The 20,446-nt window shown below is 44.4% G+C and carries 22 protein-coding genes; 15 read left to right on the plus strand and 7 right to left on the minus strand.

The features are described 5' to 3' along the window. The first annotated feature begins 2 nt into the window (after positions 1-2). The 10 genes from AAZR23_RS03760 to AAZR23_RS03805 all read left to right on the plus strand — a co-directional run bounded on the left by AAZR23_RS03760 (position 3) and on the right by AAZR23_RS03805 (position 12,492). Positions 3-716, plus strand: coding sequence for a C40 family peptidase (locus tag AAZR23_RS03760; RefSeq protein WP_036414553.1), 714 nt, complete (start codon positions 3-5; stop codon positions 714-716). Further along, positions 644-1,225, plus strand: a complete 582-nt coding sequence (locus AAZR23_RS03765; protein WP_220458854.1) for a tail assembly protein — start codon at positions 644-646, stop codon at positions 1,223-1,225. Before AAZR23_RS03760 ends, AAZR23_RS03765 begins: the two co-directional genes overlap by 73 nt. Then, a complete protein-coding gene (gene gpJ / locus AAZR23_RS03770; RefSeq protein ID WP_434690611.1) occupies positions 1,226-5,767 on the plus strand; it encodes a TipJ family phage tail tip protein in 4,542 nt (1,513 codons plus the stop codon). It abuts the gene before it with no gap. 371 nt (positions 5,768-6,138) lie between these two features. Further along, positions 6,139-6,474: a metalloregulator ArsR/SmtB family transcription factor gene (locus AAZR23_RS03775; RefSeq protein ID WP_186749070.1), complete on the plus strand. Its 336-nt coding sequence runs from the start codon at positions 6,139-6,141 to the stop codon at positions 6,472-6,474. Positions 6,475-6,521: 47 nt separating this feature from the next. Further along, positions 6,522-6,887, plus strand: coding sequence for an arsenite efflux transporter metallochaperone ArsD (arsD, locus tag AAZR23_RS03780; protein WP_218455452.1), 366 nt, complete (start codon positions 6,522-6,524; stop codon positions 6,885-6,887). Between the two features lie 10 nt (positions 6,888-6,897). Then, positions 6,898-8,649, plus strand: a complete 1,752-nt coding sequence (gene arsA, locus AAZR23_RS03785; RefSeq protein WP_218455453.1) for an arsenical pump-driving ATPase — start codon at positions 6,898-6,900, stop codon at positions 8,647-8,649. 50 nt (positions 8,650-8,699) lie between these two features. Further along, entirely contained in the window at positions 8,700-9,989 is a 1,290-nt protein-coding gene (locus AAZR23_RS03790; RefSeq protein WP_218455454.1) for an arsenic transporter, read from the plus strand. Positions 9,990-9,999: 10 nt separating this feature from the next. Beyond that, complete coding sequence (gene arsC / locus AAZR23_RS03795; protein WP_434690614.1) at positions 10,000-10,419, plus strand: arsenate reductase (glutaredoxin); 420 nt, start codon at positions 10,000-10,002, stop codon at positions 10,417-10,419. A gap of 53 nt (positions 10,420-10,472) precedes the next feature. After that, the gene (locus tag AAZR23_RS03800; RefSeq protein ID WP_279799851.1) at positions 10,473-10,574 is read left to right on the plus strand and encodes a DUF4113 domain-containing protein; all 102 of its coding nucleotides are present in this window, start codon (positions 10,473-10,475) and stop codon (positions 10,572-10,574) included. 1,189 nt (positions 10,575-11,763) lie between these two features. Then, positions 11,764-12,492, plus strand: a complete 729-nt coding sequence (locus AAZR23_RS03805) for a hypothetical protein (RefSeq protein WP_434690617.1) — start codon at positions 11,764-11,766, stop codon at positions 12,490-12,492. Positions 12,493-12,762: 270 nt separating this feature from the next. Here the strand turns inward: AAZR23_RS03805 and AAZR23_RS03810 are convergent, their stop codons facing one another. Next, positions 12,763-13,269, minus strand: coding sequence for a DapH/DapD/GlmU-related protein (locus AAZR23_RS03810; RefSeq protein ID WP_434690619.1), 507 nt, complete (start codon positions 13,267-13,269; stop codon positions 12,763-12,765). A gap of 454 nt (positions 13,270-13,723) precedes the next feature. Here AAZR23_RS03810 and AAZR23_RS03815 point away from each other — a divergent pair, with 454 nt between their 5' ends. The 3 genes from AAZR23_RS03815 to AAZR23_RS03825 all read left to right on the plus strand — a co-directional run bounded on the left by AAZR23_RS03815 (position 13,724) and on the right by AAZR23_RS03825 (position 15,321). Next, the gene (locus tag AAZR23_RS03815) at positions 13,724-14,020 is read left to right on the plus strand and encodes a hypothetical protein (protein ID WP_052926070.1); all 297 of its coding nucleotides are present in this window, start codon (positions 13,724-13,726) and stop codon (positions 14,018-14,020) included. 258 nt (positions 14,021-14,278) lie between these two features. Continuing rightward, entirely contained in the window at positions 14,279-14,716 is a 438-nt protein-coding gene (locus AAZR23_RS03820) for a hypothetical protein (RefSeq protein ID WP_218428130.1), read from the plus strand. A 17-nt stretch (positions 14,717-14,733) separates the two neighbouring features. Continuing rightward, positions 14,734-15,321: a DUF1287 domain-containing protein gene (locus AAZR23_RS03825; protein ID WP_218428132.1), complete on the plus strand. Its 588-nt coding sequence runs from the start codon at positions 14,734-14,736 to the stop codon at positions 15,319-15,321. Between the two features lie 106 nt (positions 15,322-15,427). On the opposite strand, the gene osmB is transcribed toward AAZR23_RS03825, so the two are convergent. Further along, positions 15,428-15,646 carry an osmotically-inducible lipoprotein OsmB gene (gene osmB / locus AAZR23_RS03830; RefSeq protein ID WP_166708957.1) on the minus strand — a complete coding sequence of 73 codons (219 nt, stop codon included), beginning with the start codon at positions 15,644-15,646 and terminating at the stop codon, positions 15,428-15,430. Between the two features lie 111 nt (positions 15,647-15,757). Next, positions 15,758-16,114: a hypothetical protein gene (locus AAZR23_RS03835; protein ID WP_243846769.1), complete on the minus strand. Its 357-nt coding sequence runs from the start codon at positions 16,112-16,114 to the stop codon at positions 15,758-15,760. A 175-nt stretch (positions 16,115-16,289) separates the two neighbouring features. On the opposite strand from AAZR23_RS03835, the gene AAZR23_RS03840 reads away from it, so the two are divergent. After that, entirely contained in the window at positions 16,290-16,544 is a 255-nt protein-coding gene (locus tag AAZR23_RS03840; RefSeq protein WP_218428134.1) for a hypothetical protein, read from the plus strand. Here AAZR23_RS03840 and AAZR23_RS03845 read toward each other — a convergent pair. Then, complete coding sequence (locus AAZR23_RS03845; RefSeq protein ID WP_218428136.1) at positions 16,508-17,407, minus strand: helix-turn-helix domain-containing protein; 900 nt, start codon at positions 17,405-17,407, stop codon at positions 16,508-16,510. The two genes, AAZR23_RS03840 and AAZR23_RS03845, sit on opposite strands and share 37 nt — an antisense overlap. Before the next feature lie 211 nt (positions 17,408-17,618). Between AAZR23_RS03845 and AAZR23_RS03850 the strand changes: the two genes are divergently transcribed. Then, positions 17,619-17,897, plus strand: coding sequence for a DUF6694 family lipoprotein (locus AAZR23_RS03850; RefSeq protein WP_046892350.1), 279 nt, complete (start codon positions 17,619-17,621; stop codon positions 17,895-17,897). Between the two features lie 51 nt (positions 17,898-17,948). Here the strand turns inward: AAZR23_RS03850 and AAZR23_RS03855 are convergent, their stop codons facing one another. The 3 genes from AAZR23_RS03855 to yddG form a co-directional block, all read right to left on the minus strand. After that, positions 17,949-18,149 (minus strand): hypothetical protein, encoded by a 201-nt coding sequence (locus AAZR23_RS03855; RefSeq protein WP_046892349.1) that lies wholly within the window; start codon positions 18,147-18,149, stop codon positions 17,949-17,951. 80 nt (positions 18,150-18,229) lie between these two features. Further along, the gene (locus AAZR23_RS03860; protein WP_349416416.1) at positions 18,230-19,357 is read right to left on the minus strand and encodes a glycosyltransferase family 9 protein; all 1,128 of its coding nucleotides are present in this window, start codon (positions 19,355-19,357) and stop codon (positions 18,230-18,232) included. Between the two features lie 82 nt (positions 19,358-19,439). Continuing rightward, complete coding sequence (yddG, locus tag AAZR23_RS03865; protein WP_273745853.1) at positions 19,440-20,333, minus strand: aromatic amino acid DMT transporter YddG; 894 nt, start codon at positions 20,331-20,333, stop codon at positions 19,440-19,442. Between the last annotated feature and the right edge of the window lie 113 nt (positions 20,334-20,446).

A 20,446-nucleotide genomic window follows, 5' to 3' on the forward strand; every position in this document is an offset into this window, starting at 1 on the left:
CCATGATTGAAAGTAACATTATCGCACATGCAACAACGGAAGGTGTGAGGGAGTCGTGTGGGCTGGTTTCAGGAGGAATTTATTTCCCGTGTACCAATATTCACCCTGACCCGGAAAATTATTTTGAAATCAGCTCAGAGGAATGGCTGAGAGCTGAGAGTCATGCAGAAGTGGAAGCTGTCGTGCACAGTCATCCGGCTGGACTGCCATTTTTAAGCGCGGGCGACAGGGATATGCAGGTTAAAACCGGATTACCGTGGTGGCTCGTTTGTGATGACCGGTTACTGAAATTTAATCCTGTTCCGCGATTGCTGGGGCGTGAGTTTAATCACGGTGTGCAGGACTGCTACAGCATTATCCGGGATGCTTACCATTTGTGCGGCATCAGTCTTGATAACTTTGAGCGACATGATAATTGGTGGTACACCGGTGACAATCTGTATCTGGATAACATTTCCGGACAGGGTTTTTATCAGGTTGATGAAGTACAGGATGGCGACGTTATTCTTATCTGCCTGGGTACATCAAAACCTTGTCATGCGGCGCTATATATCGGTAATCAGGAGATTCTTCATCATCGCCCTGATCGTTTGAGTAAGCGGGATGTTTACGGTGGCTACTGGTTTAAATTCACACACAGCATATGGAGGCACAAACAGTGGTCAGACTACAGTTTGCTGGCTATTTACGCCGATATGGACGCCGGTTTGAATTAGAGGTCAGCAGCGCAGGTGAGGCGTTAAGATGTCTGTGTTATCAGATTGACGGATTAAAACGGGAAATAAACCATGGGCAGTTCAGGGTACGCGTTGCCGGTCATGATATGACTGAGGACTGCATAGTGGCAGGATTAAACACCCCACTTAATGATAATGATGTTATCACGATAGTGCCGGTTATAGGTGGCGCAAAATCAGGTGGCTTCCTTGGCATTATCGGCGGCGCAGCGCTAATTGCCGGGGCATTCTTTATTCCGGGCGGTTTTCTGGCAACGATGACATCGACGGCTATGTTTGCTGCCGGTGTCGGGATAGCGGCAGCAGGGGTGGCAACGATGCTGACAAGAACACCGGGCGCACCAAATTTCAGTGAAGGCAATTCAGAAAGTAACCAGTATTTCAGCTCACTTTCCAACAGAATCGGGCAAGGATATCCCGTTCCGCTTTGTTATGGAGAGATGGTGGTTGGCTCAAATGTGATTTCACAGGGGTTGGAGACAGTATAAATGGGCAAAGGTGGTGGTGGCGGAAGCACGCCGAGTCTGGTTGATGACAACCTGAAAAATAAGCAGTTTCTGAACATTATTGATTTGGTGTCAGAAGGTCCTATTGAAGGACCGGTTGGCGGAATGCAGGGATTCCTGCTGAACGGAACGCCTATAGTCGATAAACAAGGTAATCCGAATATTCGCGGGGTCGAAGTTCAGTGGAGATCGGGTACGCAGTCTCAGTCTCCGCTCGATGGTTTCCCGTTTGTTGAGAAAGAAATACCTGTAAACGTGGAAGTGAAAAAAGAAACACCTATATTGCGTACGGTATCTGATCAGGAAGTCGATCGCATTCGCTTTACATTAGGTGTTTCGGCGCTGGTAAAACAGGACAACAAAGGCAACCAGGAAAACACTTCTGTTCAGATGCTTGTCGAGATTAATGCTGGCAGCGGATGGGTGACAGAAAAAACAATCACAATAGGTCCCGGGAAAATAAGTGGTCAGTACCTTGAATCACATATTATTAACGCGCCAAAGCAAAAGCCGTTTCAGATAAGAGTATCGCGCCTCACTGATGACAGTAAAAGTGACCTTCTTAAAAACGGGACGGTGTGGGCCAGCTATACAGAAATTACGGATGCTAAATTTTCATACCCAAACTCCGCTGTGGTTGGTATGCGCATTGATAAATCTCAGTATGGTGACACGCCTAAACGTACATATCATATCAAAGGGCTGATTGTTCAGGTCCCGGATAATTATGACCCGGAAACCCGCAGCTATAACGGTATATGGACGGGGAGGTTTAAGCCTGCATGGACAGACAATCCCGCATGGATTTTTTACGATCTGGTGACCAATGAGCGTTACGGGATTGGTTCCGTGATGGGGCGTTTTGGTTGTGACCGGTTTGCTTTGTATGCGATAGCCAGGTATTGCGATGAAATGGTTTCGGATGGGTTTGGCGGCAAAGAGCCACGATTTACTTTCAATGCCTATATTACCTCACAGCGGAAAGCGAAAGACGTTATTGATGATTTGGCATCCGTATTTCGCGGAATGCCTTTATGGGATGGAGTGCAGTTAACCTGCTTTCAGGACAGGCCCGCAGACCCGGAATGGACATACACAAACTCAAATGTTATCGGCGGGAAATTCAATTATACATCAACAGCTAAAAGTGCAAGGCATAATGCAGTTGAAGTTTCATGGATTAACCCGGATAACGGCTGGAAGGAAGAGAGGGAGTTTATACAGGATGATGGGCAGATCATAAGATTTGGCGGACTGAATGTTAAGAAAGTAACGGCTTTCGGTTGCACCAGCAGGGGGCAGGCTTATCGTGTTGGTAAATGGATTCTGGAAACAGAGAAGCTTGAGACTGAAAGTGTAACATTCACGACTTTCAGGGAGGGTATTAATTGTCTTCCGGGTGACATCATTGAAATAGCGGATGATTCATTTGCGGGTTCAAAAGTCGGTGGCCGGGTTTTAGACGTTGTTGGCAGCAGAGTAAAAACAGATGCACCTATAAAATGGTCTTCTGGTGATAAGGGATATTTTGCTTACCTCGGCGGCAGCGGGAAGTTCATCAGAACAGAAATATCATCAGTAGATGGCGACATTGTTATCCTGAAGAGCGAACCAGCCGGACTGCAAAAATTCGGTGTGTTTTCTGTATCGAAAAACACGCTGATTACGCGAATGTTCCGGGTACTGACTATTACTGAAGATAAAGACGGGAACTATCAGTTTAACTGTATTCTCCATGAACCAAAAAAGGAGCCCATTGTTGATGATGGTGTTAATTTCACCGGTAATCCGACTGCACAAAATACGGTTCGAATCCCTAACATTGAACGCCTTTCCGTAGCTTATATCAATGACAGCTCTCAGGTTCAGGCCAGAGTTATGTGGGCCACGGCAACCGCTAACCGCAATATTTCTTACGTTGTTTCTGTTTATAAAGATGACAAGGTTGTCTTTACTGGTGAAACGTCTGATCTTGAATATTATTTCAACGGATTGGCCGCTGGGGAATATCTGGTTGGCGTACGCGGCAAAGATAAAAATGGAATGCTGGGAAGCGAGTCGAAAGCGCTGATGGTTATTGGTGCACCAGCGGCCCCTTCGTTTATCAGAGTTGAGTCAGGCTTCTTTGAGGTGAAATTGATACCACATATCAGCGCCCCGCACACACTGAATACTGAGTTTGAATTTTGGTTTTCCGGTGAAAGCAGAATAGAAAATATCAGTGAAATAGAGCTAAAGGCTGAGTTTTTAGGTAGGGCTAAGTTATGGACTAAGGGACAGCTAAAGCCTGGTCATGATTACTGGTTCTATGTGAGAAGTCTTAATGAGTACGGCAAATCTCATTTTGTAGAAGCTAAAGGACAAGCTGATGATAATACCGAAGCCATCCTCGATGAATTATCAGGGCAGATTGGGCGAGACCAATTAGCTCAAGACTTATTGGGTGAGATTAACAGTAAAGCTGAACAATCAGCTGTTATGGCGTTAAATAATCAAATTAAAGCTAACCACGATGCAATTTTAGCGGAGAAAATAGAACGAGGTACGGCGATTGAACAAAGTGAAAGGAAACTGGATGAAACGGGTAAGTTATTATCCGAACGGCTTAATCAGGTTTCAACCGCGACGGAAGCACAAGTGGCTGCTATTAAACAAGAGGAACAATCACGTATTGAGGGGGATAAAACCGAGGCGCAACAACGACAATCTTTAGCCATACAACTTCGTGGTGATTATACCGGTAATGATTTATCCCAATTAACTGCTGGTCTCATCTCAGCAGAGAAGCAAGCTCGTATTACGGGTGACCAAGCGGAGGCAAAAGCCAGGCAATCACTGGAAACCCGGATGAATGGGAATGTTTCAGTAATTAATAAATCATTAGAAGCGCTCACGTCAAAACAGCAGGCGCAAACGCAAGAGCTTTCAATCCTCAATTCAAATCTTAAAGGGAAAGCGGATAGTAACTCGGTAAATGAATTAAATACGCGCGTATCTGATATTGATGGCAAAGTGACGTCAGCAACTTCTCGGGTGCAAACGTTATCCAGCAAATTAGACAAAGTAAAGGCCGATTTATCAGAGTCAGTTGTTGTTGATCTGGATCTGTCAGCATTAGATGAAAGTACTTATTACCCGGTTATTCTCCCTCTGACTACCTCCCGTCGCTATCACTTCAGGGTATTTCGTACGCTGGGGCAATACGGAGATAACAAACCCGGTTATGCAACTCACGGCTCCGGGGGCTTTGCCATGATTGTTGAGTGGCAGGTGAGCGGTTCAGGATGGGGGACTCAGTCTGAAAACCGTATTATTGATAATGTTGACTGGCGATGGACAAATCAGTCTCCTGTCATGGGCCCTGCGCAGTTGACTCACAGCTCAGTGGAATATGTGTATTTACGCGGAGGCGCAAAATATCAGCTGACCAGGCATAAAAGTGTCAGTCACCGGATTGTCACTGATACTTACACAGGTAACGGGCAATCTGTTACACCAAAAGGTTTTGTTGCCGGTGAAATACCGGTGTCCGGTGAACAGCGGTTTAATGCCACAGCAAACGCGGTGAACCGGCTTGAAACGAGTGTGACAGAGGTTTCAGGAAGGGTCACATCAACTGCTCAGCAGGTGACACGTCTGGAAAGTCAGGTCGGGGCGGATTCGGCAAAAATTGAACAAACGTCAAAGGTTCTTACTGACTTAAACGGCAGGATTTCTGCATCGTGGACAATGAAAGTCCAGCAGGACAGCAAAGGGAATAAGGTCATTACAGGTATCGGACTGGGGTTTAATGCTCAGGGAAACAGTCAGTTTCTTGTTAATGCTCAAAATTTTGCAGTGATATCGTCACTGAACGGGAAAGTAGTAACCCCTTTTGTCATTCAGAACGGGCAGGCATTTTTTAACGATGCGCTAATCAGCCAGGCAACGATTGATAAGTTACTGGTCGGTAACCACATCAGATCAGTGAATTATGAAACAGGCCGGAACGGGTATTTTCTGAATGCGCAGACCGGAAATGCAGAATTTAACAATGGAGTGTTCAGAGGGACCCTGGACGGTGTGGACGGTCGTTTTACGGGGACGATATATGCGGAGAGACTGGTCGGGGATGTTGCGGTTGCCGCTTCGTACCCGCAGGCATCCGCACAAAATACACATGGTGGCGGGGGAGGCTGGACTACGGCAACGTCTGTAATTACTTACGCAGGGGGAATGCTTTATGATATGACGTTAGTACTTCCTTCGATAACTGCCATTATTGAAGATAATTTCGGCCGCAATCCGCGTCCGGTATCGGGAGAACTGCGATTCAGTATACGTGTGGATGGAGTTGGTCAGCAGGCAACTTCTCAGTGGTCAGGACTGAGTGTTATGGGATCAGCTCATGCGGTTATTCCTCGTGGACGAAAGAATGTGAAAATAGAAATTGAAGTGGGAGTCAGGCATAAAGGCAGGGCACATGTGGTTCTGAGGGAAGGGGTTGTGATGGCCTTCAAACGCAGTTCCGCATCATTCAGATAGCGGAACCGGAGAAAGCTCAGGGTAAACTGCGCCGGTGGTTACCGGCGTGGTCCGTGACTGTATTCTGTCAGGATGTTGCGCTATGTGATCTGCCGGAATCCACCCGACTCGATGTGCGTGTGGAAATGCCGCAGGGCTCTGTGTGGAATGTGAAATAGCGTGAACTGGCCGAACAAATGGAACGTGAGCAGGCAGAGCGTGAAGCGCAGGAAGCAGCAGAGCAGGCCGGAGACTCAGAGGAATAAAACAAAGCCGCGCTGATGGATATCATGCGCGGGTATTCCTGATTTATTATGCTGAATAACATATTCGATTTGACGAATGTGTTATACCGGAGTAGATTAAGCCTCAATAATCATATAGGAGCAGATATGGAATCCTTACAGCTATTTAAAATATTAAGTGATCAGACACGACTGGATATCATATTACTGCTTAAAGCATCAGGTGAATTGTGTGTCTGTGATATTTATACGGCACTAAATTTGTCACAACCAAAAACATCAAGACACCTCGCAATGCTCAGAGAGTCTGGACTGCTTCTGGATTCTAAACACGGGAAATGGGTTCATTACAGGTTGTCTCCGGCATTGTTACCATGGATTAAAAATATCATCGAGGTGACATATTCCACCGAGAAAAACAGAGTTTCACAGTTACTCGCTGCCATAAACAACAAAAATACAGCAGGTAACTGTCCGGCATAAAATTTTTTAAATTAACATATTCGATTAATCATATGTGAGGTGTGAATATGAAGAAGCTGGAAGTGTTTGATCCTGCCTTATGTTGCAGTACCGGCGTCTGCGGAACAGATGTCGATCAGGCGTTAGTGGATTTTGCCACTGATTTTGATTGGCTGAAAAAACAGGGTGCAAATGTCCGCCGTTTTAATCTGGGACAAGAGCCGATGGAATTTGTAAATAACGCAAAAGCTAAAGTATTTCTCGAAACTGCCGGTGCAGATGCATTGCCATTACTGCTTCTTGATGGTGAGGTTGTTCTGACAGGACGTTACCCGAAACGGCATGAATTAGCCCGCTGGTTTGGTATTAGCATTTCTGATGAAAAATCAGCCCCGTCAGCCGCTTGCTGCGGAAACAATAAGACATGCTGTTGAGGAGATAAAAATGAAATTTCTGGATAACGCACCTGATTACTTATTTTTTACTGGTAAGGGCGGTGTAGGTAAAACATCAATTTCATGCGCAACTGCGATTAAACTGGCGGAAAACGGGAAAAAAGTTCTGTTAGTCAGCACAGATCCGGCGTCCAATGTCGGACAGGTATTTTCACAAACTATTGGTAATACGATTACACTGATTTCTGCCGTACCTAATCTGTCCGCCATCGAGATAGACCCGCAGGCCGCTGCGGAAGAATACCGGAAAAAAATCATAGATCCGATAAAAGACAGTTTACCGGCAGCCGTAATTCAGAGTATCACCGAGCAACTTTCCGGTGCCTGTACAACCGAAATTGCTGCATTTGATGAATTTACCGGCTTACTGACAGATGCAAAAATCACAAACCAGTTTGACCACATTATTTTTGATACGGCACCGACCGGTCATACTATCCGGTTATTACAGTTACCGGGTGCCTGGAGTGATTTCATCAGTGATAATCCGGACGGTGCTTCCTGTCTCGGCCCGATGTCCGGACTTGAAAAGCAACGTGAACAATACAGCATGGCAGTTGACGCACTGAGCAATAAACAATTAACCCGCTTAATGCTGGTTTCCCGCCCTCAGTCAGCCGCATTGCGTGAAGTTGCCCGTACTTATGACGAGCTTTCAGCATTAGGTGTAAAAAATCAGCAGCTGATAATTAATGGTGTGTTCCCTGAATCAGCGGTAACAGCCGGAGACAAATTATCGCAGGCACTCCGTAACCGTGAACAGACTGCAATACAGAATATGCCGGATATACTCCGCAGTCTGCCGGCAGACACGCTGATGTTACGTGTCCGTAATATGGTCGGGATTGATGCACTGAAAGAATTATTATCTGACAAAGAACAAACATTGCCGGCTATTCACAATACTAAGCCCGACATGTCGTTGCTGCCGTTATCGTCTCTTGTTGACGAGATTGCAGTCCAGAAGCACGGACTGGTAATGCTGATGGGTAAAGGCGGTGTCGGGAAAACCACAATTGCTGCATCAATTGCAGTAAAACTCGCAGAACAGGGCGCTGATGTTCACCTGACTACCTCAGATCCGGCTGCACACCTGGAAAATACATTAAACGGGAGTCTGCCTAATCTGCAGGTCAGCAGGATTGATCCTGTTGCAGAAACCGAACGCTACCGCAACTATGTACTGGAGACAAAAGGAAAATCTCTGGATACGGAAGGCCGGGCATTGCTTGAGGAAGATTTGCGTTCTCCATGTACAGAGGAAATTGCTGTATTCCAGGCATTCTCACGCATCATCCGTGAAGCCGGGAATCGTTTTGTTATTATGGATACAGCACCAACCGGGCATACTCTGCTTCTGCTCGATGCTACCGGTGCCTATCACAAAGAAATCGCAAAAAAAATGGGCGAAAAAGGCCATTTCCTGACACCTATGATGCAACTGCAGGATCCGGAAAGAACCAAGGTCATCATTACGACCCTGGCAGAAACAACCCCGGTACTTGAAGCCGAAAACTTACAGAGTGATCTTATGAGAGCTGGTATTCATCCGTGGGCCTGGGTCATTAATAACAGCCTTTCTGTCACTGAAACAACATCTCCGTTATTACTTTCCAGAGCAGAGCATGAAATTCCGCAGATCAAAAAAGTGACATCATCGCTGGCAAAACGAACAGCAATCGTACCGCTGCTTGAAAACGAGCCTGTTGGTATCGTGGCACTGAGCCGGTTGGCTGACTGAGTTTTATCATTAGCAGAAGGTGCTTCCTGCACCTTCTGAAAGAGGTTGCTATGCTTGTTGCTGCATTAATATTTGTTCTGACCATTACCTTTGTTATCTGGCAGCCCAAAGGGCTGAGTATAGGCTGGAGCGCGACCCTGGGTGCGTTAGCTGCACTCTTATCCGGAGTAATTACTGTTCAGGATATCCCTGTTGTCTGGGATATCGTCTGGAATGCGACAGGGACTTTTGTCGCCGTTATTATCATCAGCCTTATTCTGGATGAGAGTGGTTTTTTTGAATGGGCTGCACTCCACGTAGCAAAATGGGGGGGCGGAAAAGGGAAACTATTATTCAGTTATATTATCTTGCTGGGCGCGAGTGTGGCCGCCTTATTTGCCAATGATGGTGCAGCACTCATATTAACACCTATCGTTATTGCAATGTTACTGGCACTGGGATTCAGTAAAGGGACAACATTGGCGTTTGTTATGGCCGCAGGATTCATCGCCGATACAGCCAGTTTGCCGCTGATAGTCTCAAACCTGGTAAATATTGTCTCTGCTGATTTCTTTAATATCGGATTTACAGAATATGCTTCTGTCATGGTGCCGGTAGATATTGTTGCTATTATTGCAACACTTTTTATGCTGCACTGGTTTTTCCGCAGGGATATTCCAAAGTACTACGATACGTCAAAGCTGGTTATTCCGGCATCGGCTATCAAAGATCTGAAAACATTTAAGGCGGGATGGTTTGTCCTGATTTTACTGCTCATTGGTTTCTTTGTTCTCGAACCGCTGGGTATTCCGGTCAGTGCTATTGCGGCAGTGGGTGCATCTGTTTTATGGCTTGTTGCGTCACATGGCAAAATAATTAATACACGGAAAGTGTTACGTGGTGCTCCGTGGCAGATTGTTATTTTCTCACTGGGTATGTATCTTGTCGTCTATGGTCTGAGAAATGCCGGGCTCACAAATTACCTGTCAGAAATACTTAATTACCTCGCTGACAAGGGAATATGGGCAGCAACACTGGGAACAGGCTATATCATTGCTTTTTTATCTTCTGTTATGAATAACATGCCAACCGTCCTTGTCGGGGCATTATCGATTGATGGTAGCAATGCAACCGGTCTTATTCAGGAAACCATGGTCTATGCCAATGTTATCGGTGCAGATTTAGGTCCGAAAATTACGCCTATCGGAAGCCTTGCAACATTATTATGGCTTCATGTCTTATCTCAGAAAAATATGACTATCACATGGTGGTATTACTTTAAAACAGGCATTATTATGACTGTTCCGGTCTTAACCATTACTCTAATCACTTTAGTCATAAGGCTTTCGTATCTCAATTAATGGTGACTACATGAGCAATATAACGATTTATCATAATCCGGATTGCGGAACATCCCGGAATACACTTGCTATGATCCGAAGTAGCGGTATTGAACCTAATATTATCCATTATTTGGATACACCACCAGACAGAGATGTTTTGATAAAACTCATTGCAAAAATGAAGATTACAGTAAGAGAACTGCTGCGTAAAAATGTTGAACCTTACAAAAAACTGGAACTTGATAGTGGTCGATTCACAGATACACAGCTTATCTATTTCATGCTGAAGTATCCTCTTCTGATTAACAGACCAATAGTTGTCACTCCATTGGGTGTAAAGCTCTGTCGTCCATCTGAATTAGTGTTGGATATTTTACCGAGTAAATTACAGAGTGAATTTGTGAAAGAGGATGGAGAAATGATTACTATCAGTACAGTAAAAAAGTAAGGTAACTTAATTATCTGATACTTTATAAATTTAGTAATTATACAACTCTGTATATTTGCCGGAAAGGTGTTGGCAGCGGGTATAAGATGAAGAGCGAAATACTATCACCGGCATACACAACAAATTTTAGTCAGTTACCGGTGGTGAAAAGTTAATGTGGCACCAGTGAGATAAAGAGTTGTTGCAAATATGCAGTTTGTTTAAAAGATGGGTGTATAGCTGTTGGTAGGAGTGGTGGGACATATTTGGGACACAAATGGTTTTAGATGTGCTTTATACCTTTTCAATCTTTTTAATTGTTGGGACGTGAAAGCGTGATTTAATGCGGTATCTAATTGATTAAAAAACAAAACTACTGACTTGTAATCAGTAGGTCACCAGTTCGACTCCGGTAGCCGGCACCATATAAAGACCCGTTAACTCTCAACCAGTTAACGGGTTTTTTCTTTTCTGAATAATATAACTAAACTGCTTTTATTAGTGTATGGGACATATTTGTGCCATCAATAGTCATGGTCTGCTCAATTCTCCGCACGTGTTCAGCAAGATGATTCGGTGTTGCGGATATCCCGTGACGGGACAGGGTGATATAGTTTACAGCGACGAATTTAACTAACCGTGGATTGTGATTATGCTCACCATATATGTTTTGTCTCTTATCGCCGCGTCACCAATAGGTGTGGGGGCTATCCCGCCACTGATGGTATTAGTCGCGTTTACCTTTGCATAATCGCTATGCGGGCTTCTGCTGTTTCTTTTGTTGTGGTATCTCCCGATGTTAAACGTCCGGCATTACCGGAAATATTGCCGTAAACCACAGAGCGTCAATAACAGAACCAGTGCCGGTAATATCCGTTTGGTCATTAATGCATAAAGTCATAATAATCACGCCTCGTTAAATAACGGGGCTTTTTTACGGGAAAATACTACGGAACAGAAAGATACTAAATTTGAAGTGCTGATTAAGCCGCTGATGAAATAGCCGGCAGATAATCCTCATTTGTGTGATTGCATACAGGTAAGCGTTAATGTACTTCCACGTGGCTGCAGTATCAGATTCCGGATAATAAAATGTTGTTATTATTCAGGGGATCAGTATTGCCGGGTTAAAATAACTGTTATGTGCAGAAATCAGGGTATCCGGATCTGTCTGAGTCCGCTCCGGTGAGGCAGGTACAGGAGATTTGTCTGTAATACTACATACATTAATAAAACTGTTGTTTATCACTCGCGCAGAAAGCATAATTTTCATAGTTTCCGTACAGGAATACATACCGTATTTAGTTGGCTTTTCACTGAATGTGCCGGGGTAGAACCAGAGTATATTTTTTTATAGGGGGTAGAATGTCTGCGTTTAAAGATATAATGGATTCTATTGATATGGGGATTAATTTTATTCTCGATCCGGAAAAAAGATACCTTGTAATATTTTCACTAATTATTGTTATTGGATATAAATATGATTTTTTTGTCGGAGTTTATTACAGAGCAAAAAATAAACGGCTGAATGAATTTTGTGGTTACAGAGATAAAGCTAAAGATACGATGCTGGTTGAATATTTCGACGCTAAAATTGATGAAATGATAAGTAAAAGGACATCAAGGATAGCTAACTATAAAGAAAGAATAATGTTTATTTATATTACTTCCCGTATTGATAAGTGGGAGTATGGTGATATCGTCCTGAGAAATATCATGCAATATATATTAATTGGTGATGTATTTTATATTGATTTTGTTAAGTATAGAAAAAATAGAAAGAAATATATTTTAAATGCTATTCTATGGGCGTCGTTAATGGTTTTAACTATAGTGTTTTCTATTTTTCTGGTTATGTACCTTAAGGTTGATAGTATATTTGATTTTCGCAACTTATTATCTCTTATACTTATTGGCTATTTTGAGATTTTAGCACTAAACAATCACGGGAAAATTCATAAGGAAAGTGATATGAAAAAATACAATAACGCTCTGGTATCTATTGATATTAGTGAACTAAGTACTAAATCAGTGATTCTTCCTCTTCACCAACACAGACAACAACAGGTGTCCCGCGATCAGGCTGGTAGTTGATAATAAATTTTATATTATTAAAGTGCTCCGTTAAATAACGGAGCACTTTAATGAGTGAAATATATCAGGTCAATGTGCTTGTTGCTCAGCATAAAATACAGTCCGGAGCACATTAACTGCATGTGTAAGAGTATTGTATATAACCATACTGTTGCAATTGGTGCACATAGCCATAGTTTTTCCGGCACAACCGGAAATACAGGCAGTGGTTCATTAACTTCAGTCGTCAATGCCTATATCACATTAATGGGCTGGTACAGAACCAAATAATTATACTGTTTTAATAAAGCGTGCGGGGGTACCAGCATAAAGAGAATCAGCGGGGATGTCATGGTTGACTACGCTGTTCGCGGCAATAATACTGTTATCCCCGATTGTTATGCCGGGCAGAATAACTGCCCCTGCACCAATCCAGACATTTTTTCCGATATTAACAGGCAATATGATATTGTCGCTATGTCTTTTTTCCGGAGATACAGGATGACTGACGGTGCTGATAGTGACATTAGGGCCAATCATTGTACTATGGTCAATAGTAATTAGTGCATTATCCAGAAAATTACAATTTGCATTAATAAAGACATCACCAATTAACTTAATGTTTCCGAATTCAAAATATACCGGAGATGTAATTGATACAGATTGATCAGCGATAATGCCTGATTTTAAAAGTATTTTACATCTTTTTTTTCCGGATAACGTTGACGTGTTGAAAAAAATAACGGCTTGGCGGGGGAGGATTTTTTTCTTTAAAGAATACCAGAAATATTTAATCATAAGTGACTCTTTTGTATACGTATAAAGCAATTATTAGCCTGTGTTATTATAGCATATATCTCCCCGTAGTGTTGTTTTTTTTAAAAATTTTATAGCATATAGTGTTCTCATTGCAATATTCTCGGATATATAAAATATCTTCATTTAATTTATCAGATATAAATAGCCGCAAGTAATATTAATCAGTGTGCTGAGTTTTATAATCAATTATACTTTGAGCGAACAATGTCAGCACTGATAGCCTGATGTAACTGATTATTACGAATATACACATAATTATACTTAATCTGTTTTATCACCGAATGAGTAATAAGTGAATATCTCTGCCGGTGAAAATATAATGCCGGATAAACAGACTGTAATATTTTTCCCGGCGGGTAAGGTGCTGAGACAATAACGGCAGTAAAACGTTATAATCAATGTCCGGTATATTGCAGACAAGGATAATACGTTTATGACTGATAATGATGATATGCGGGAGTATCCGGAATTTTCTCCTGAAGCCGAAGCTATTGCGCAGTGTAATCAAATCAGGGATATGCTGGTGGCGGCACTGGAAAAACGAAATAAAGAAATGCAGCGCTTACGGAAAAAAACAGAGGAGATTCAGCGTGAATTTCCCGGTGATCTGAAAAAACTCCAGGCACATATGCGGGAAATGAAAGATTCCAACAATGAAGTGATGACGCTGGTCAGAGAATATAATGTCTGGGCTGAACGGGCCGGGCAGGATAAACTGGTACTGGAATGATTCCGGTAATCTGCTGATATGACAGTGCAGATGCAGACGGGTGCTGTATCCGTAAATTCTGCTCCGGTGCCGGGGACTGATCTGCTGTTTACTGTAATACCCCGGTTACGTATTACAGCGTATTTATCTGCTTTCTTTATCTTTTTACTTCTGATTTTTTCTCTGTTACCGAAAGCCGTAACAGCTGAAACGGAATACAACAAGATATCCGGACGGAGTTACCTGTTATCCGGCCTCAAACTACAGAATTTTTACCGCATGGTTTACCTCAGTAATACGACAGAGCGGAAAGTATTACTGCAACAAACACCGGATGAAATTATTCTGCAATATGCAGAAAATCGTTTGGCATTATTTAATAATGCGATGGATAAAGATCCTTCCGGGGGACTGTGCTTTGGTTTTATTTATCCGGCCGGGCAGGATAACGGAACAACGGTTAAGTTTTTACCCGCAAAAAAGACAGAGCCGGGTTTATCTCAGGCAGAAATTGACGCATTATACATCAGTGTCTTTCTCCGGTTACGCCATACCTATGGCGATTTACTGGATAAAGAGGAAGCCGGAACGCTGGAAAAAGATGCCATACTGGCCTGTGAAATAAAATCAGCGTTGTATCAGAGTATATTACAGCTCAGTCCGCAGGATGCTGCCGGGGTATTACGGTATATCTGGAGCAACGACGGGATATTCTGAGCCATTGCGGAGGAATAATGCGTCGTTATATTACCTGGCCGGGGATTGTTTTGCTGTTTGCCGGAATAGTACCTGCCGGTCACAGTGCGGATTCGCTGAGTCAGGCTGCTCAGCAGCTTGATCGTCTGGTTCTGTATGACCCGTCTTATGAAAAAATCAGCTATCCGGGCGGGGATGTTTCTCCCCGGAAAGGGGTATGTTCTGATGTGGTGATCCGCAGTTACCGGAAAATCGGAATCGATTTGCAAAAAGAAGTTCATGAAGATATTAAAACGGCATTTTCCCGTTATCCGGGGCGTAAATTGTGGGGACAAACGCGGCCGGATACCAACATTGATCACCGGCGGGTACCTAATCTGATGGTCTTTTTCAGCCGGAAAGGGGAAAGCAAACCGATAACACAAAATGCGGCGGATTATGTGGCCGGTGATATTGTGACCTGGCAACTGGATAACGGCCGTCCGCATATCGGTATTGTGACAGATGAAATAGCCCCGCACAGCGGAAACCGGCTGATAATGCATAATATCGGCGGCGGGCAGGTCAGCGAGGATGTCCTGTTCAGCTGGAAAATTACCGGACATTACCGGTATAAAGCAGGGTAGTTAAAAAGAGTTATAAATAAAGAGTTATAAATAAAGAGTTATAAATAAAGAGTCATAAATAACGGTAATCGCGATGAAAGAGCCGGCAGAACGCCGGCTCCGGAAATTATTTTTTAACCTGATTTCCGATAAGACCGCCGATTGCCGCACCGCCGACGGTTCCCAGTGCACTGCCGTCGGTCAGGATTGCACCACCGACAGCGCCGACACCGGCCCCGATAGCAGTATTCCGGTCACGTTTTGACATATTAGAGCAACCGGCCACAGCAAGCAGCAGGACTGCAGATAAAGTCACTGCACTTACTCTCTTCATATTCATTTTCATCATGTAAACTCCTGAACAATTGGCGTGTTACAACATAGACCTGTTCGGGAATCACCTGTATCAGAATAATCGGGAAATACGTAACAGTCCCGGTACATTATCTGACATGTCTTACACCGTCAGCGTTTTAAATGACAGGTGACAATATAAAATACCGTAAGTGGAATTTATGGCATTACTGAGGTGTTCAATCCGGCCGTTATGTTCCGTGATTTCCTCCGCCTCCGCGATACCGGCATCCGCAACGGAAACAGCGGCGTAAGGATGTGTCGGCAGCAGGGCAATCTGTGCATTATCTTTCAGCAGATACCAGGGAGAAGGTGTGCCGGCAGGCGTTGTTTCATGTTTGCGTAACCGCCAGCCGCCCAGCATCTGCTTATCGGTCAGTTCTTTTAACAGCGGCAGCAGTTCTTCTTCTGCATCACACTGAATGTGTGCTGTGGTAATACGTTCTGTATATGATGACATGGGTTACCTCCGCAAATCAGAAGATACTCGTATTTATAATAACCGGTTAATCTGTAAAAAACAGGAAATATACAACGGTTAATTCCTAATTTTTCTATTTCAGGAGGAGTATCAGAATAATATCCCGCCGGATAAGGTAAATTATGGTCGGAACATAATCAGGGGAGTGACTGTTATGGAAAACTACGTATATATATCAGTGGTCGTTATTGCGACGGCTTTGATTATTTATACTGTCGTCAGCAGACAGGTACCGTCAAAACAAAAAGTAGTATATGGTTTTGTATTATTTACTGTTATTCTTGGCTTTTATGACGCCGGACAGAAAAATAATATTGCCCGGCTGGCAGAAGAACAAAAGGACCGTCATAGCATGATGATGGCAGATAATGATCACAAACCGGCGTTATCCGTCAGCACCGGAATGTAATAATTAATCGTCCGGACTGCGGATTTCGGATTTTCCGGGTTTAATTCTGTCAGATTATCGTGAAATACGTATTCTTCCGTATCCGGGTGATCAGGATTGCGGATGATGTTCAGCTCCGGCAGTAAATTATTATAGATATCGTAGGTAATATCCTGAAAATCAATATCTGAAAAGTCACCGGTAAAAATGATCTTCAAATAATGAGCATGGTCCGGTGTGTAAATAATATCTTGTGGTGTGGTGCTTTTAAGATAATGTGTCTCAGCCAGTGTGGCGTAATACATTGAGAAGGTATCACCTGCAGATTTACTGACGCCGTGTATAGCATAAACCGAATCCGGTAAAACAGTGAGCCGCTGTAAAAAAGGCTGCCAGTAATATTTCCGCAACTGTGGCAGGCACATATTCCAGGTGTCGGATGCGGCCTGATAAATATGAGTGGTTCCGGTCAGAACTTTTTCCGGCAGGGTTGTCATTTCAACCGATGAGTGCAGTTTTCCGGCATAGCGTTTCGGCAGAACAAATCCGCCCGGCTGCCAGCCGTTTTGTTTACGGTAAGCAGAGGGGGTGATGCCAAAATGCTGTTTGAAGGCCCGGCAAAATGTCTGTTGTGAATCAAAACGGTACTTCATGGATAAATGCATCAGGTTGAGCGGTAACAGACGTAACGCGATGGCCGCACAGGATAAACGCCGGGCGCGGACATAATTTGCCAGGGTGTAACCGGTCTGCTGTTTAAAAATACGCTGAAAATGCCATTTGGAATATCCTGCTTTTCCGGCAACGGCTTCTAATGAAAGATCAGACTCCAGATTGTTTTCTATCCAGTTTAAAATTTCATCAACAACACATTCGTTAAACATAGCTTTTCCGTGTATTTCTCAGACGGAAGTATTATATCGGCACAGGTACTGAAAAACAGCTGATTTACAATAACAAATAAATGTCTGGTTTTTGCAGCAGACCGCGGGGATTATAACTGTATAAATAAACGGTTAATTTTGACTGTAATAAACATGGTTTTATCTGTCCGGCAATGTAAAATACCGCGGATATAATTAACGAGGTGGAATAATGAAAAAATTACTGGCAGTTATCGCGCTCTCTTTCGCACTTACCGCTTGCGGTGATGCAACACTGGATATGTCATCACAGCAAACAGCACAGGAATCCATTGCAAAAATGGAAAAAGATCTGAGCCCGGAGCAATCCCGTGAGCTGAAAAGCGCGATTACTAAAATCAGCTTCCAGGTGGCATTTGCCAGTGGTGGTGATGAAGAAAAAATGATGGCAGCGCTGAAAGAGAAATTACAGGGTAAAACAGCAAAAGAAATTATTGAGATGGCAAAATAAGTATTATCAGACTGCCGGTGCTGATACATCACCGGCAGTACTGTTATACGGTTAACTGTTTCCGGCTGCGTCACGGTGAAATTTAAGACGTGCCCGGAACCACGCGCGCAAACGTTCAGGGCGCTGCAGTTCAGTTTCTTTGTCAATCTTCGGCAGTTTCATCTTATCCCGCATGACAAGACCTTTCGTCAGGGTCTCTATTTCATCCTCTTCTTCCTGTGTCATACGCGGTTTTTTCATACTCTCTGACATAAATCCTCCTTTTTTTGTCAGTCTACTGCATTTTTCAGCCGGGTGTGAGACTGTGCTTTTACGTAAGTAATCAGGCCCGGTCAAAGCCCGTGTGTATCCGGATAAACATCAGTCAGTGCATCCTGCACAGCCGTGATTACCCGGTCAGGACTAATCGCTGTCATCTCATGGTTACCGGGCGGGATTGACAACGGGCTGGTAAAACCGGTGATCACGCGGTGAAGATGCGGGTCCTGATAAGGTCCTGTGGCATGAGCCGCGGCACTGACAAATAGGCCGACAGTTCTGACTTTCAGGGCAATTGCAATGTGCATGGTTCCGGTATCTCCGGTAACCAGAACATCAACATTATTCACCGCCTGAGTCAGTTCCGTCATGGATGTTTTACCGGTCAGCGATTCGGTACGGTGATGAAATTCCGCAGGCAGCAGCGCAATAAACTGCTCAGAAAGATGCATCTCTCCCGGGGAGCCGAACAAAACTATGCGGATTTTATCATCTGCTGACATCAGCGCTGTGGCAAGCTGTACAAAGTAAGGTACCGGCCAGCACCTTTCTTCACTGGATGCCCCCATCTGAAAACCGACGTTATGCCACGCAGACGGTTCCTTAGTGACATCACAGGGAACATGCATCTCTATACTGCTGCCGGTAAACCGGCATCCCAGCGGTGCTATCAGATTCAGGCGGGATTGGATGGTATGACAATTGCTGCTGCCATTATAGTTGGTCAGCCATGGCTCCATCAGTGAACGCAGGCTGTCAGGATGATTACAGCGGAAAACAAACGGCGCGCCGGTCATGATGGCACTCAGGTAATCATACGGGTTATGCGAGTGCATAATCAGAATCAGATCCGGTGTTCCGTGCGCTTTTAAATCTCTGACCAGTTTGGTAACAGTATTAACTTTACTGTTCCAGCACACTACATCATCCCAGTCTTTACCAATACCGGTACGAATATAGGGGGCCATTTTATTGCCGGAAACAACGGTAATCCGGGCATCAGGAAAACGTTTTCTGACTTCATGAATCGCGGGGGTATTCATCAGAAAATCCCCGAGTGCGGTTGTCGAATAAATGACAATATTACGGAAGTCGATTGTCTCCAGCTGTTTAAAGGCCGTGACTGAGTGAGAAAAATCACGGCGGCGTGTATAAAGCTGTAAGAATAAATTAACCAGTTTATGTTTAAGTTTTTTGGACATCGTATTTCCTGACAGGCAACAAACAATAACATTGGCGCTAATTTAGCATATTCTGCCGCAAATCCGCGGATTCATTTCCGGGTTATTTCCGGCGGGTGGCGAGCCAGCATAATAATGAACCGCCGGTGACCATCAGCACTCCCTGCCAGAATGCAAAGGAGAGGGCGGTACTGAGTAATAATGAGGAGAACGCGGTGGAGAGTACCGGGGTAAAATAAGACAGTGTACCTATCAGTGCAACATTCCCGCGCAGTACCGCGATGGTCCAGAGGGCATTCGCGGCACAGGAAAGTGCGGCAGCAGCAATCAGGAAACCTATCGTGGAAACGGAAAACTCAGCAGGCAGAGTTATGCCGTCAACGGCGGTCACCACCCACAGCATCAGGGCCGTGATGATAAAAAACAGCGTAATTCCGTTATTTCCGTCAGCCAGTCTGCGCGATAAATTACTGTAGAATGCCCAGATCACCGCGCCGGCAAATGCAAGGCCATAACTCAGCGGATTAAGGGCGACGTTGGCGGCGATGGAGGAAAATGATAACCCGTCCTCCCCGCCGATCACCCGGCTGATACCGAGAACGGCCAGTACCAGACCTGCTATCAGCATCAGGCGCAAACGCTGTCCGCCCATGATCACGGCCAGTCCGACCGTCAGGGATGGCCAGAGATAGTTCACCATACCCAGTTCAATCGCCTGCTGGCGGTTTTGCGAAAAACCCAGAGCCAGAATAAAGCAGACCTCATAGCTGACAAACAGCGCGGTCCCCCAGATCAGATACCGGCGCGGCCAGCGGCGGATGGCAGGGAATCCGGTCACCATCAGTAACATGACGGATCCGAGGGTGTATATCAGAGCTGCCCCGAAAGCCGGTCCGAAATCCTCACTGACCCGTTTGATTAATCCGACAATGGTGCTCCAGAACAAAATAGACAGGATGCCGTAAACGGTGGCAGTGTGTGCGGACAGTTTTCCCATGGAGATCAGCCTGTGATAAATAATTGACAATATATGCGTTAAACTAATAATGATCCCCAAGCATACCGTGATATGACCGCCGGGCAAAGGGAGAGATCCTCATACCGGACTGA

It is taken from the genome of Morganella sp. Je.2.23 (assembly GCF_051129855.1).
GTDB lineage: Bacteria > Pseudomonadota > Gammaproteobacteria > Enterobacterales > Enterobacteriaceae > Morganella > Morganella sibonii.